General features: G+C 70.8%; 11 protein-coding genes and 1 pseudogene. 1 reads left to right on the plus strand and 11 read right to left on the minus strand.

Annotated elements, in window-relative coordinates:
- Positions 1 to 167: 167 nt before the first annotated feature.
- The 11 genes from AC1DYN_RS28610 to AC1DYN_RS28660 all read right to left on the minus strand — a co-directional run bounded on the left by AC1DYN_RS28610 (position 168) and on the right by AC1DYN_RS28660 (position 13,286).
- Positions 168 to 506, minus strand: coding sequence for a P-II family nitrogen regulator (locus AC1DYN_RS28610; RefSeq protein WP_047509787.1), 339 nt, complete (start codon positions 504 to 506; stop codon positions 168 to 170).
- Between the two features lie 26 nt (positions 507 to 532).
- Entirely contained in the window at positions 533 to 1,312 is a 780-nt protein-coding gene (locus AC1DYN_RS28615) for a TorF family putative porin (protein WP_477965485.1), read from the minus strand.
- A 214-nt stretch (positions 1,313 to 1,526) separates the two neighbouring features.
- Positions 1,527 to 3,353, minus strand: a complete 1,827-nt coding sequence (locus AC1DYN_RS28620) for a winged helix-turn-helix domain-containing protein (RefSeq protein ID WP_477965487.1) — start codon at positions 3,351 to 3,353, stop codon at positions 1,527 to 1,529.
- Positions 3,353 to 3,850, minus strand: coding sequence for an energy transducer TonB (locus AC1DYN_RS28625; RefSeq protein WP_477965489.1), 498 nt, complete (start codon positions 3,848 to 3,850; stop codon positions 3,353 to 3,355). Before AC1DYN_RS28625 ends, AC1DYN_RS28620 begins: the two co-directional genes overlap by 1 nt.
- A gap of 50 nt (positions 3,851 to 3,900) precedes the next feature.
- Positions 3,901 to 7,812: a pilus assembly protein gene (locus tag AC1DYN_RS28630; protein WP_477965491.1), complete on the minus strand. Its 3,912-nt coding sequence runs from the start codon at positions 7,810 to 7,812 to the stop codon at positions 3,901 to 3,903.
- Between the two features lie 23 nt (positions 7,813 to 7,835).
- Entirely contained in the window at positions 7,836 to 8,417 is a 582-nt protein-coding gene (locus AC1DYN_RS28635; RefSeq protein ID WP_477965493.1) for a pilus assembly PilX family protein, read from the minus strand.
- 11 nt (positions 8,418 to 8,428) lie between these two features.
- The gene (locus AC1DYN_RS28640) at positions 8,429 to 9,610 is read right to left on the minus strand and encodes a PilW family protein (protein ID WP_477965495.1); all 1,182 of its coding nucleotides are present in this window, start codon (positions 9,608 to 9,610) and stop codon (positions 8,429 to 8,431) included.
- Positions 9,607 to 10,011, minus strand: a complete 405-nt coding sequence (gene pilV, locus AC1DYN_RS28645) for a type IV pilus modification protein PilV (protein WP_477965497.1) — start codon at positions 10,009 to 10,011, stop codon at positions 9,607 to 9,609. The genes AC1DYN_RS28640 and pilV overlap by 4 nt, the downstream gene beginning before the upstream one ends.
- A gap of 1 nt (position 10,012) precedes the next feature.
- Positions 10,013 to 10,615 (minus strand): pilus assembly FimT family protein, encoded by a 603-nt coding sequence (locus tag AC1DYN_RS28650; protein ID WP_477965499.1) that lies wholly within the window; start codon positions 10,613 to 10,615, stop codon positions 10,013 to 10,015.
- A complete protein-coding gene (locus tag AC1DYN_RS28655) occupies positions 10,609 to 11,070 on the minus strand; it encodes a type IV pilin protein (protein ID WP_477965501.1) in 462 nt (153 codons plus the stop codon). The genes AC1DYN_RS28650 and AC1DYN_RS28655 overlap by 7 nt, the downstream gene beginning before the upstream one ends.
- A 170-nt stretch (positions 11,071 to 11,240) precedes the next feature.
- The gene (locus AC1DYN_RS28660; RefSeq protein WP_477965503.1) at positions 11,241 to 13,286 is read right to left on the minus strand and encodes an autotransporter; all 2,046 of its coding nucleotides are present in this window, start codon (positions 13,284 to 13,286) and stop codon (positions 11,241 to 11,243) included.
- A gap of 185 nt (positions 13,287 to 13,471) precedes the next feature.
- Here AC1DYN_RS28660 and AC1DYN_RS28665 point away from each other — a divergent pair.
- Positions 13,472 to 13,824 (plus strand): annotated as a pseudogene (locus AC1DYN_RS28665) (hypothetical protein); the annotation flags it as partial.

The following is a 13,824-nucleotide window of genomic DNA, read 5'->3' on the forward strand; positions in this document are numbered from 1 at the left end:
GCGCGGAAGCCGCATCCGCCGCGGCAGCGGGCGCCGCCGCCGAGGCCGTGGCCGCCGGCGCGGAGGCCGCGTCCTGTGCCAGCGAGACGCCGGCGAAGCTCCAGGCCGCGAGGCCCAGGGCGAGGGTTGCAATGAGTTTCTTCATGGTTGTCTCTGTTGTAGTGGGCTCAGAGGGCGTCCTTGCCGGTCTCGCCGGTGCGGATGCGCACCACCTGCTCCAGCGGCGAAACGAAGATCTTGCCGTCGCCGATCTTGCCGGTGCGCGCAGCGCCTTCGATGGCTTCGATCACCCGGTCGATCAGACCGTCGTCGACGGCGGCCTCGATCTTGACCTTGGGCAGGAAGTCGACGACGTACTCCGCGCCGCGGTACAGCTCGGTGTGGCCTTTCTGGCGGCCGAAGCCCTTGACTTCGGTCACGGTGATGCCTTGCACGCCGATGGCGCTCAGGGCTTCACGCACTTCGTCGAGCTTGAACGGCTTGACGATGGCAGTCACCATCTTCATGGTCATCTCCAGGTGAGGTTGGTGGTTCAGAAGGTCTTCTTGACGCCGACCACGAGCATCGTGCGGCCGAGGTTCTTGCCCTCGGGGCTGATGTACGCGTAGTTGCCGTTGATCTTCTTGTTGTTGGTGCCGACGATCGCACCGCTCAACAGGAAGCCGTCGAAGTCCTTGCTGGCAGTCAGCGAGTAGTCGGCGTACGAGTAGTCCGACAGGTCGCCGGCCACGCGCTGGTAGCCCACGTGCGGCACGATCGACACGCCGCTGCCGGCGTCGAAGGTGGCGCTCAGGTCGAAGTAGCCGCTGTTCTTGCTGTCGGCGGTGCCGAACAGCGTGCTCACCGCGTGCGAGTACTTCGCGGTGGCCGGGCCGAAGGTCAGCGCACCGTAGATCTCGGTGGTGTCGGCCTTCTTGGCGCCCGCGCCGAGGTTGTCGTAGTGGTTGCCGGGGTAGACGTACTGCAGCACGCCGACGTCGTACGTGAGGTCCTTCTGGATCTCGCCCTTGTAGCCGCCGTAGAGGTCGAGCTCCACATTCGCGCTGCCGACGTCGACGCCGGCGATCTCGCCCGCGTCCTTGATCCACTTGATGGTCGACGCCCAGGCACCGACGTAGAAGCCGCTCGGCGACGCATAGTCGATGCCGCCCTGCAGCGCAGGCTTCAGGCGCGACTGCGAGATGCCGCGGTAGCGGTAGTCGCTGACGGCACCGATGTTGAACGACAACGGGCTGGCATCTTCCGCATGCGACACCACCGGGAAGGCAGTCACGGTGACCACGGTGGCAAGAGCCAAGAGGGTTTTCTTCATCACGGGGTTCTCCACTTCTCTGACGCTAGGGGTTTGATCGCCAGAGGCCGGAGTGCAGCTTTTGTGCCATGGTCTTTTTGGGGCGCGCGCGCCCCATCGGGGCCCATTTCACAGCGTCAGGCCGCCTGCTGGAGCGGAAATGCACATTCTCGGTGCCGATTGACACATCGGGCACGCAGGTGCCCTGGTCTGGTGCGCCTCGCGGAGCGATCCTTCAGCTGCGCGTGGGCAGCCACCCCAGGGTGGGGACGGACGGCGGGGTCGAGGGATGCCCGTGGGCGGCGCGCTGGTAGACCGCGGCGATCTCGGCATGGTGGTCCGGCGGCGCGGTTCGCAGCGCCGCCAGCCAGCCCTGCTGCAGCCGGTGCGCCGCCGCGAAATCGCCTTCGCCGAAGCGCAACCGCGCCTGCACCGCCCGGCCCGCCGGGTGCTCGTCCAGCCAGGGGCCGAGGTCGCGCACCAGCTTGCGGCCGCGCGCCGCATCGCCCGCCTCGGCGCACAGCCATGCGGCATCCAGGCTGGCACAGGCGCGCCAGGCGCCCATCGGCGCCGTGTCGATCACGGTGAGCAGGCGTTCGAGCGCAGCCGGCGCGTCGCCGCGGCGGTGCAGCAGCAGGGCCTCGCAATGCTGCAGGGCCGCCTGCAGCACGGCATCGGCGGCGGCGGCAGGCCGCGCGCGCAGCGCCCGCAGGGTGGCCACGGCCTCCTCCTGCCCGGACGACTGGATCAGCGCGGTCACCAACCAGGGCGCCGCGATGTGCTCCGGCCACACCGCGCCGAGTTCGCGCGCGCGCGCCACGGCGTCGGACCAGCAGGCCACGGCGCGCGCATGGTCCTGGGCCGCGGCAGCGCCGTGGCCGCGCGCCATCAGCGTGGCCGGCAGCAGCGCTGCCGCGCTGAGCGGCTCGGCGGCCAGCGCGTCGACGATGCGCGCGGCCTCGGCCGGCTGGCGCAGCTCGCGGTACAGCCAGCACAGCGTGTCGGCGGTGCGCGCGACGCTGGCGTCCATGCCCAGCTCGCGGGCCAGGCGGAACGCCTCCTCCGCGTAGCCGATGGCTGCACCCATCAGGCCTTGCTGGGCACAGTGGCCGGAGAGGCCGCGCGACGCGACGGCGAAGTCGCCGGCCAGGCGGCCCTCGAAGGCGATCTCGCGCGCCTCGCGCGCATGCTGGACGGCACGCGCCAGGTCGCCGTCGCGTTCGTGCAGCCACGCCGCCTGGCGTGCCCACGCGATGCGATGTGCCCGCCGGGCCCCGTCGCGGCCGAACTCGCGAGCGCGGTCGAGCCAGTGCACGGCCCGGTCGACGTCGTGCTCGAAGAGCGCAATCGACGACAACCGCAGGCAGGCCTCGGGCAGCCACTCGCCGCGCGGGTCGAAGTCGGCCAGCCGCAGCGCCTCGTCGAGGTGGAAGCGCGCCGGCCCGAACGCGCGCCGCACGCCATGCGCCCGGCCCAGCGCCAGGTGCACCGCGGCCAGCAGGCCGCCGTCCTGCGTCGCCCGGGCCTGCTCCAGCAGCCGCGGTCCCAGCGCCAACGCAGCGTCGTCGCCGAGCGCGGCCAGCGCCTTCAGGTGCTCCACCTGGACCGGCAGGTTGTCCGGCTCGCGCTCGAGCACCGCGCGGAACAGGTTGCCGGCCAGCCGCCAGCGCTGCTCGGCGACGGCCTGCCGCGCTTGGGCCAGGGCCGGGCCGCCCGGCGCACCGCTGCCGCCRCTGCCGTCACCCAGGTCGCCCAGCTCGGCGACGAAGCGGTAGCCGGTGCGGTGGAAGGTGCGCAGCATCGGCGCGCCCTGGTCGCGGTCGCCGATGGCCTGGCGCGCCTTCAGGATGGCGCGCGCGATCACGCCCACGGTGACGACCTGGTGGGTCCAGAAGCGTTCCAGCAGCTCGCTCGTCGTGACGACGCGGCCGCGGTGGCGGATCAGGAACACCAGCAGGTCGAATGGCCGGGGTTCCAGCCGCTGCGGCTGGCCGTCCAGCGTCACGCTGCGGTGCTGGACGTGCACCTCGCAGCGCCCGAAACGGTAAATCTCTTCTTTCATCACATCCCGATGCTCGTACTGCCAAAGGCGATCTCGATGTCCTGCCACGAGCCGACGTCCTGGCCGCGCAGGCGCCCCGGGATGAAGGCGGTGGCGAGGAACATGCGCCGCACCGATTCGGCCACCGCCTCGGCTTCCGCGGTCTGCAGCACCCGCACGTCGACCACCGTGCCGCTGCGATCGACGAACACACGCAAGCGGATCGGCAGGCCGGAGAACGGCAGCCCCTCCAGCAGCGAGGTGTCGGGGGCGGAGCGAGGCACCGCGCTGCGTTCGAGTGCGGTCGACGGCTCGAACCCGTCGATCGCGGCGGCACGCCGGGCCGCGCGCGGCCGGCCGGCGGAGGGCACGGCCGGCGGCGGTACCGGCGATGCCTGTGGCGCAGCGGCCACCAGCGTTCGCACGCTCAGGGCCGGTGCGCGCGCCGGCGCAGCGCCAACGCCGCCCGGTGCCGCGCCGCCCAGCACGAACCAGCCCGCCGCGGCATGCACGGCCACGGCCGCCGCGCACGCCGGCCACGCGGCACGGTGAAACCCCGGCCGCACGTTCAATCCGACACCGGGACCTCGCGCCAGTTCAACTGCTTCACGCCGCTGGCGGTGACGAGGTTGGCCGGCGCGTTGACGACGTCGCCGGCGCTGGTGCCGGTGTACAGGCGCAGCTTGCCGTTGACGCGCTGGATCGCGATGTCGGTGAGGATGCCGCTGGTGGTGGTGGTGGACGCGATCAGCCCGCCGTCCTTGTCGGTCAGCACGCTCTTGCCCGTCGCGAAGCTCACGCCGTACAAGGTGCCGGTGCCCGACGGGTTGCAGGCCTGGCCGTTCGGCAGGTTGCCGGCGAAGGACACGATGCCCTGGTTGGCGATCGGGTTGATGTTGACGCGCTGCGCGATGCCGCCCGTCACCGGCAGGTCGGTGTACCAGCCCATCGTCGAGGTGGGCGCGCTGCCGATGCCGGTCAGCAGCGCGGTGTTCGCCACCAGCGCACTGCGCGTGATCGGGAACGACACGCCGCTGGGCAGCGTGCTCGCGGTGTAGAACGAGCCGCTGGCCGCGCGGCCGTCGACGATCGCATAGAACGACTGCTGCGAAGCGCTGCCGATGTCGCTGTCGGCCAGCAACCGGCCGGTGCCGACCATCACGTAGCGCTTCGACGAGTTCGGTTCGATCTCCACCAGCGGGCGGGTCGTCACCGGCTGCGCCGTGCCGTCGCCGTTGGCCAGGTCGGCGATCAGCGTCGGCGTGCCGTAGCTGCCGCTGCTGCCGGTCACGTCCAGGCGCCACAGGTGGCCCTGCAGGTCGCCGGCGTAGATCGCGTCGGCGGTCATGTCGGTGTAGTCCGGCACGAAGGCGGTCTGGTGCGCCAGGTTCAGCGGCGCGCCCGGCGAACCCCTGGACGTGGCGACCGCCTCCAGCAGCGCGCCGGTGCGCGGGTTCACGAAGAAGAAGTAGCCGATGCCGTCGCTGTTGTTGAAGCCCGAGGTCAGCACCACCACCCAGCCGTACTTCTTGGTCTTCACGACGCTCGGCTCGCCGTAGCTGTAGCCCATGCGCGAGTCGGTGAACTCCCAAAGCACCTTGCCGGCCACGGCCACCTCGTCGGTCCAGCTCGCCGGATCGGTCACGTCGATCGCGTAGTAGCCGTTGCCGCCCTTGCCCAGGCCGCCGATCAGCAGCGTGTGCCAGTCGGGCGTGGTGCTGGTCGAATCCGGCGTCTTCGACAGGTCGACGTCGAACGCGCCCGGCGTCGAATCGACGAAGTAGTGGTGCGTGAAGCTCGGGTTGCCCAGCGTCGCCAGGCCACTGGTGGTGGCGGTGCTCGAGCTGCCGTAGGCGAAGCTCGGGATGTAGGCGAACAGTTCGCTGCCGGAGGCGGCCGCTCCCACCGAGCCGTCGAACGCATGCAGCATGCCGTCGTTCGCGCCGGCGTAGACGACGGTGGCGCGCTTCGCGCGGGTCGACTTGAAGCTGCTGTAGCCGGGGTTGGTCAGGTCGAACAGGCCGGTCGAGGGCGGCCCCACCGCCAGCGGCTTGGCGTTGACGATGTCGCCGAGCCGGTAGCTGCGCGCGCGGTACTTGCCGCCCTTCGCGCTCAGCTCGTTCGAGGTGTCGCCACGCAGGTAGGCGACGTAGTCGGCGACCGACTGCGACCCGGCGGCCACGCCCGGCACGCTGGCGAACGACGTGTAGTTCGTGCGCGCGTTCAGCGTCGCCTTGCTCAGGCTGGGCTCGGTGAACGGCAGGCCCGGCGAGGTGGTCGAGGCGGTGCAGCAGGTGACGATCTTGCGCGTCGATGCGGTCACGGCCGACGCATCGAGCAGCGCGCGCGCATCCCAGATCGGCGTCAGCGTCGGCGAGCCGTCGGCGGCGAAGGACACGCTCGAGGCGATGACCTTGCCGGTCCAGGTCTTCGGGTCGTAGGTCGCCGAGTAGCTGACCGCGCCCGAGCTGGTGACGTTGGGCGAGACGGTGGCGAGGGCGGTGCTGGTCGCGGCGTCGGCCTCGCTGCTGATCTTCGCGAAGGCCTTGGTCAGGCCCGTCTGCATGACGTCCGGCGCGTTGCCGGGGAAGTAGTTGTCCGGCCGCTTGTCCGTCCCGCTCGAGGTGTCGGTGCTGTAGGTCAGCGTGCCGCCGGCGGCGGCGCGCGTCAGCGTGTCGGTGGAGTTGTACCAGGCGCTGTCGCCAAGGGTGGCGGTGCCGTTGCCGGCCGCGTAGGTCGAGAAGCCGGACGGCACGTCGAAGCCGCCGTACTTGGCGGCGAGCCAGTACTGGTTCTTGTGCTTGTAGACCTGGCCTTCGAGCACGTCCATCCAGTAGGTGTTGACGTTCTGCTCGCCCGCCAGGTCGGCGCGGATGTCGCGCGTGTGGGCGTCGTAGGCGAGGCCCGCGATGTAGTACGAGTTGCACTGCGTGCCGGTGCTGGGGCAGGTGCCGCCACCCATGTCGCCGTACACGCTGCCGAGACCGGCCAGGCCTTCGAGCTTGCCGACCATGTCGGTCGCGGTGGCCACGTTGACCGAGGTGTCGGCCGCCACCTCGTCCGGCAGCTTGGGCTCCAGGCTGCTGCCGGCGCGCAGCGTGCTGCCGTACAGGTTGGCGTCGCGGTGCGTGTTGACGTCGCCGATGCCGAGGATGAAGTTCTTCTGGCAGGCGTAGACGATCGGGTCGTCCCAGTCGGTGATGGCGGGAAAGCCGTCCAGCCACGACTGCGCCGTCGCCGCGTCGCCGGCGCCGGACAGGTCGGTGTACGCCGCGACGTTGCCCAGGTGCTTGAAGTAGCGCAGCGCCGCGTAGTAGAGCTCGCTCACCGGGTCCTTGGACTTGTACGACTTCGCGCTGTAGCCGAACTTGTTCAGGTAGTTCATCACGCCGCTGTTGCCGACGCTGACGCTCCAGCCGGCCGAGGAGGCGCGCGACACCGTGGCCTTGGCGTCGTCGCCGTCGGGGCTGGCCACCATGACCCCGGTCGTCGAACTCCATTCGGCCGCGCTGTTGGCCAGCGCCGTCGAGCCGGGCACGGTGCGCGTCGGGCCGATGTACTTCATGCGCGCGCGCATCACGCCGCCGTCGCGCTGCTGCGAGGTGGTGCCGCTGTGGTTGTAGTAGCCGAAGGCGGAGTAGCGCAGCTGCGACGAGTAGGCCTGCATCAGGCCCTCGGGCTTGGCGTTGCTGCCGTAGGCCTTGCAGTTGCTCTCGATGCCGACCGAGGTGTCGCAGACCTTGACGTTGATGTACACGCGGTAGACGGTCGACGACTTCATGTCGTCGCTGCTCTGGTTGGTGTAGTCGACGACGCTGCCGTCCAGCTTGCCGTCGTCCTTCGTGAAGTGCATCGCCGTGCCGAGTTTGCGCAGCTTGGTGGCCAGCGCCGACCAGTTCAGCGGCGTCGCGCCGCTCACCGCGTTGCTGCCGTTGAGCAGCTTGTTCGGCATCACCCCGCTGTCCATCGCGGCATAGGTCTTGGTCAGGATGGTCAGGCTCTCGGTGTCGACGCTGCGGTAGCCGCCGGTCAGCACCCAGCGGAACGCATCCAGCGTCTGCATCGAGGCCCAGTTCAGGTAGTTGCCGCTCCAGCCGCCCGCGGTCGCGCCGCTGCACAAGTGCGAGGACGCCTTGCCGGTGGGCGCGAAGTAGCTGGTCGAGTAGTCCGGCTTGTCCTTGGTGCCGCTGTTGACGAGGGTGTAGCTGTAGCACTTCGACGGATCGAAGTAGCCGAGGAAGCTGCTGTCCGCCGAGTAGGCCGTCGTGCTCGGGTAGGCCGGCGTGGTGGCCGTCGGCCATTCGACCGACAGCGCGAGGATCAGGTTGCCCGGCACCGAGACGGTCGAGAACAGCGGCTTGTCGGCCAGGTCGATGGTGGTGGTGGCGGCCCCACCCGGCACGGCCGCGGCGGCGAGCAGCGAAGCCAGGGCCAGGCGGCGCAGGCGCAGTCCCGGACGCAGGGGGAGGAAGGATTCCATGGCGTGGCGCTCGGTTGGCGATTTCAATTGGCGAAGGTGGTCTGGAAATAGGCCTGCGTGCCGCGCGGGCCGCTCACGCGCACGCTGATGCGGTACACCGGCCGCGCGGTGCCGCCCGGCTTGCGCAGCCAGTTGCTGCCGCCGCTGTCGGCGCCCGCCACCAGCGACTCGCAGGTGCCGGAATCGAAGGCCCCGGCCGCGGTGCACTGGCGGTCGATCACGTAGCGCACGGTGACGCCGTCGTCGGTGATGTCGCCGGCCGCCAGCTTGGCGTTGCCGAAGGCGCTGTCGCTGGTCAGCACCAGCGGCACGCCGGTGGCGCCGCTCGGCAGCTTGCTGGCCGAGTAGTTCGACGCCGCGCGGTCGGCGACGCGCACCGTCTCGGTACTGAGCGCCCCGCTGACCAGCGCCGCGCGTGCGGCGACGATGCCGCGCTCGGCACGGTTGGCCAGGTCGCGGCGGAAGGCCAGGTTGCCGGCCATCACCGACGAGCTGTCCATCGATCGCACCATCGCCGCGGCGGCGATCATCAACAACAGCAGCGCGATCAGCGTGACGATCAGCGCCACGCCGCGCTGGCGAGATGGGGAGGGGGTCGAGGTCATCGCGGAACGGCTCACGGCAGCAGGTTGTTGCGCAGCGGGACCGTGGCCTCGACCACGCGGTAGCGGTAGTGCCGCTCGAGATCCGTCAGCGTGCGCGAGAAGGTCAGCGTGCCGCCCTCGATGTCGGCGAACATCGCCAGCGTGTCGGGGCTGACCACGTCGCGCTCGGGCAGCGAGGTGCGCATGATCAGGCCGACGCGCAGCGCCTTGATCCGCTTGAGCTGGAGGGTCGCCGCGGCGGTGCCGGCCGACAGCGCGCTCACCGACCAGGCACTGTCGGACGGCGACACCCACTTGTCGGCCTTGTTGTCGCCGTCGGCGTCCACGCCGTACAGCGCATGCAGCTCGAAGACGCCCTGGGCGCGCGCCTGCAGCGGCTCGTCGGCGGCCTGCAGCAGGTCGTAGCTGAACAGCGTGTTGGAGTCGCCCACGCCCACCAGCTGGAACTGCGGCGGCTGCCGCTGGTCGACGTTGCCGAGGTTCAGCGCCACCGCGCTGTCGGAGTACGACTGCACCGAGGCCTTGTCCACTGTCGCCGCATACCAGCTGCCGCCCAGCGGCATCGCGGTGGCGGCGCCGCCGCTGAAGCCGGTGGCGGCCTGGGTCAGCAGGCAGGGCGCCGGGCCGCCGCTGCTGCCCGGCTGCTGGTCCGCCAGGAGCACCAGGTCGTTGGCGTTGAAGGCCAGCGAGGTGAGGAGGTTCAGCTGGCCGGCCTCGGCGGACCTGGAGAACTGCGTGGCGACATCGCCGCCGCCGCCCGCACCGCCGGACATCAGCACCAGCACGTCCGAGGCCTTGCCGCTGGCACCCGGCGTCGTCTGGCCCGGCAGCACCAGCACCGGCGCGAGCCGGAACACGGTATCGACGCTCGCGAACGGCGCGGCCAGCGCAGCCGGCGCCGGCAGCAACTGCGTGCCCGCCTTGGCCGCATACAACGTGCAGCCGTAGGCATAGGTATTCGAACCGGCGAAGCCGGTGCCGGCGCTGCGCACCCAGCGGTCGACCTGGAACATCGCGAGCGCCGCGCCGCGGTCGAGGTCGGCGGTGGACGACAGCGTGCGCCGGCGCCCTTCGAAGCTCACCATGATGGCGAACACCGCCAGCGTCAGGACCATGCTGATCAGCACGGCCACCATCAGCTCGACGAGGGTCATGCCGCGCGCGGCCCGGCGGGTCGACACGGGGTGTCTCATGGCATGGCCACCTTGGTGATGAACTGGTTGTCGGGATCCGCGCTGTCGCGCGACGGAGGCCGCCACTTGATGGTCACGCTGACGGCGCCGTCGGCGTCGACCGCGCCGATCGTGCCGCTGGCGTTGGGCAGCCCGGCCACCCTCGGGTCGGACACGCGCTTCTGCCAGGCCGTCACGGTGTCGGCAGGCAGCGTCACCGACTGCTGCATCCACATCTGCGCGACGATCTCGTTGGCCATCAGGGCGGCCCGCGTGCGGTCTTCGGCCTGCACCGCGACCTGCACCCCGCGTGCCTGCAGGCCGACCACGCCCAGCACGCCGAACGAGAAGATCAGCAGCGACACCAGCACCTCGAGCAGCGTGAAGCCTCGGTGGCGGAGGCGGTTCCGGCGGGCATGCATGTCAGCACCCATCCGGATTGCCGTTCGACAGCGACTTGGCGGCGTCGCACATGCGCACCTTGCCGCCCAGGTCGACCCTCAGCTTCAGCTTGCGCGAGCCCCCGGCGCGCGACAGCGTGTACTCGACCGGCGTGGCGGTGGCCGGCGCGGTGCAGGCGGCGGACATGCCGGTGGCGCTGGCCGACTTGGCGCTCAGCTGGCCGAGCGCGTTGAAACACAGCAGCGCCGGGCCCTCGAGCTTCACGCCGTACTGCGACGCCGCAGTGCTGCCCTGGACGAAGCTGTCCGTGCCGGCCGCGTCGTCCGAATCGGGCATCGGCAGCAGGCGCACGAACCAGTTGCTGCCGTTGCCGGCGGGCGTCGCGTTCCAGGCCGGCGCAGCGCTCGTCAGCGCGAGCACGCTGGAGCGGCTGCGCGCCACCGCGGTCGATTGCGCCAGGTGCAGCGCGCTCTGCAGCGACTCGGCGGTGGCCCGCACGCGCGCGTCGGCCACCCAGCTGCCCATCGCGGGCACGGCCAGCATCGTCAGCAGCGCCATCACCGTGATCGTCACCAGCAGCTCGATGAGCGAGAAGCCGCGGCGGCGTCGCCTGTGCGTCAGCATGAGTCGCCCTTGCGGGTGATCCAGCACTTGTAGGGCGCGGCCGTGCCCCAGCGCGTCGGCAGGCTGGCGGTGACCTGGGTGTCCTTCGTGTCAGTCGTGTAGACGAAGTCCTGCGTCACGCCGCTGCCTTGCGCCGTCAGGAAGTAGGCGGTCGCCGTCGCCTGCGTGCACGTGACGCTGAACGTGCCGGCGGCCGGGATGCTGTCGCAGGGGCTGACGATGTCCTTGCTGAGCGTGAGGTAGGTGCGGTTGTCCTGGTAATACAGCTCCAGGCGTGCGCGCAGGTTGGCCAGCGCATTCGTGCCGTCGACCAGCTTGCCGCGCACGATGTAGTCGCGGTAGCTGGGCAGCGCGATCGCGGTCAGGATCGCGACGATCGCCACCACGATCATCACCTCGATCAGCGTGAAGCCGCGCGGCCGGGCGGCGCGGTGGTCTGCGGGACAGTTCGTCATCATTTGCGTTGCATCACCAAGTGACAGGGCCAAGGCTCGCGGCCAGTCTAGGGATCAGCGGAAGCGGACACATGATGCGAATCTGATGGAGATCTGATGGCGAGTCTCCCGCCGCCGCAACGCGCAAGGCGGCGTGACGCTGTTCACGCGCCCTTGCCCACGCCCGCGGCTCAGCGCGACTGAACGGTGACGAAGAAGCGGGTGGTGTCCTGGCCCGCCACGACGGTTGCGCCCTGCGCCTCGATCGAGGCGAACGCGCCACTGATGCCGCCGGCGGCATCGATCAGCACCAGCCGCTGGCCCGCGGCGACCGTGCTGCCGCGCAGGTCCAGCCTCAGGCTGCCGGCCAGCACGGCGCTGCCGGCAACCGCCAGGTGATCCTGGTCGACGCCCGGGCTGCTGCCGGCGGCCGACAGCGCCAGCACGCCGCCCGCCCCCTGGCGGAAGCTGCCGGCCAGCGCCAGCGCACGCTGCCCGCCGGCCAGGGCCAGCGATGCGTTGTTGACCATGTCGCCGATGCCGAACGCATCCGCGCTGCCGGCCAGCACGGCACCCTTGTCGATCGTCGTGGGGCCGCTGTAGCGGTTGCCCTGCAGCGTCGTCGTGGCGCTGCCGGCGTGCGTGAAGCCGCCGCTGCCGCTGATGCCGGACAGCGTGATGGCGCTCGTGCTGTTCTGCACCACCAGCAGGCCGTCGTTGACGATCGCGTCGCCGGCCGCACCGCCCGGGGATTGCGCGGTCAGCAGGCTGGCGTCGCCGCTGTAGGTGGCCTGCAGCTGCGTGGTGCGCGTCTTCTTGTCCGCGTCGATCGTGATGTAGTTCAGCGGCACCGGCTGCCCGGTGCCCAGGCGCAGCACGGCGTTCGCGCCGATGGTGGTGGTGCCGTTGTAGTTCTGCGGCTGGGCGAAGGTGACGTCATTGCCCGGCGTGCCCACCACCGTGACGTTGCCGGTGCCGGTGCCCTGGCTCTTGTCGGGGCCGCCGCCGCCGCCGGTGATGCCCACGTTCAGCGTCACCGGGCCGTTGTAGTTGAAGGCCAGCGTGCCGCCGCGGTGCAGGTTGATGTAGGCGTTCTTCTTGCCGGCCGCCGGGTTGACCTCGGCCGGCGACGGCGCCGACGGCAGGAAGAAGCGCGCATGCGTGCCGTCGCCCCACTGCACCGTGCCGCCGGCCTCGATGTTGATGCCGCGGTAGCTGGCGTCGTTGCCGTTCGCCGCGTTCGCGCCGCCGCGGTAGATCACCTTCGCCAGGTTCAGCCCCGGGTCGCTCAGGCCGGGGTCGGCCAGGTTGGGGCTGCCGTGCGGGCTGTTGTCGGTGTGCCCGTAGACGCCGCTCATCACGATCGTCGAGTTGCCGATCGGGTGGAAGTTGATGTCGTTGCCGAAGGCCGCCTCGAACACGTCCTGCCGGACGGTGACGACACTGCCGGGCGGGCTCCAGACCAGCCACGAGCCTTCGTTGAGCACCGCCTTGGCGGCCGGCAGCGCCGCCGCGACGTGGTTGCTGCCGAAGTCCTGCCCCGTGCTGAGCGACAGCACGCCCGAGAAACTGCTGGACCCGCCCAGCGTGTTGCCACCCCACACGCCCGGCAGCTGCGAGATGGAGCCGCTGCCGCTCACCTGCCCGAGGCGGATGAAGTTCGCGCTGTTCAGCACGATGGCGCCGTCGTTCCGGATGTTGTCGAGGTTGATCTCGCCGTTCTCCACGCTCGCCGCATTCTTGCCGTCGGCGGTGGCGAGGATGTTGGGGTTGTTGTCGGCGCTGCTGTTGGTGCCGATCTGCAGCGTCGCGCCGGGGTCGATGGTCAGCACCGGCGGGTTGCTGCCGGTGATCGCGAGCCGGTAGCCGGCACCGGGGTAGACCGTCTTCTCGACCACCTGCACCTGCTGCGCATCGGGCAGCGTGAAGCTGCTGGCCTGCGTGATCACCAGCGTGGCCGGGTGGGTGTTGCCGCCGGCCGGCGTGAGCGTGAGCCGGCCGCGGCCGGAGATCACGCCGGTGTAGGTGGTGCTGCCCGCCGGCAGCCTGGCGATGGCGTCGCCGTCGAGCACGACGTTGCCGTTGGCCAGCAGCGCGGCCGTGATGTCGGTGGCGTTCGCCGCAGAAGCAGAGGCGGCGGTGGCCGCGGCGTCGGCGCTGTCGCCGTCCGAGCCGCCGCTGCAGGCTGCGAGCGCGCCCAGCGCGGCGAGCAGCACGATCGGGAGCGATGAGGGCATGCGGCGAGCGTAGCGACCGGCCGCCGCAAAGGCTTGATGAAGCCTTGACGATTCGATGATGGTCGCACCGCCCCCGGGTCTCGGGGAAGACACATGCCGTCAAGGCGCGGTCAGGGAGCCGTCAGGACGCCGCGCAGCCCTCTGCCTAGGATCGACGGACCTGCATTCAACGAGGCTCCTGCACCATGTCGTCGTATCGCATCAGCGGCCTGCCCGCGCTGCCGCCCGCCTTCGCGCAGATGAAGTTCCGCAAGGCCTTGAACGCGATGTCGGTGCATGCCGTCAGCCGTCGCTGGCTGCGCGCCGAGGCGGGCCTGGCCGAGCGCGAGGTCGACGCGCTGTTGTCGCTGCTGGAGGCAGCCGGTGTGCTGCGCGGACCGTTTCCCGATGCGGCGAAGCGAGCCGAGGCGCCGCACCGCGACGGCGCCTGGCACCTGCTGCTGCAGCTGCTGCGCGGCCGCTTCGCACGGCGGCGCGAGCAGCCGCAGGCGCGGCCCCTGCCGCATCCGCCGACGCAGGACGGCGGGCCGGGCTGGCT

This window comes from Rhizobacter sp. P2_D12, from assembly GCF_056404395.1.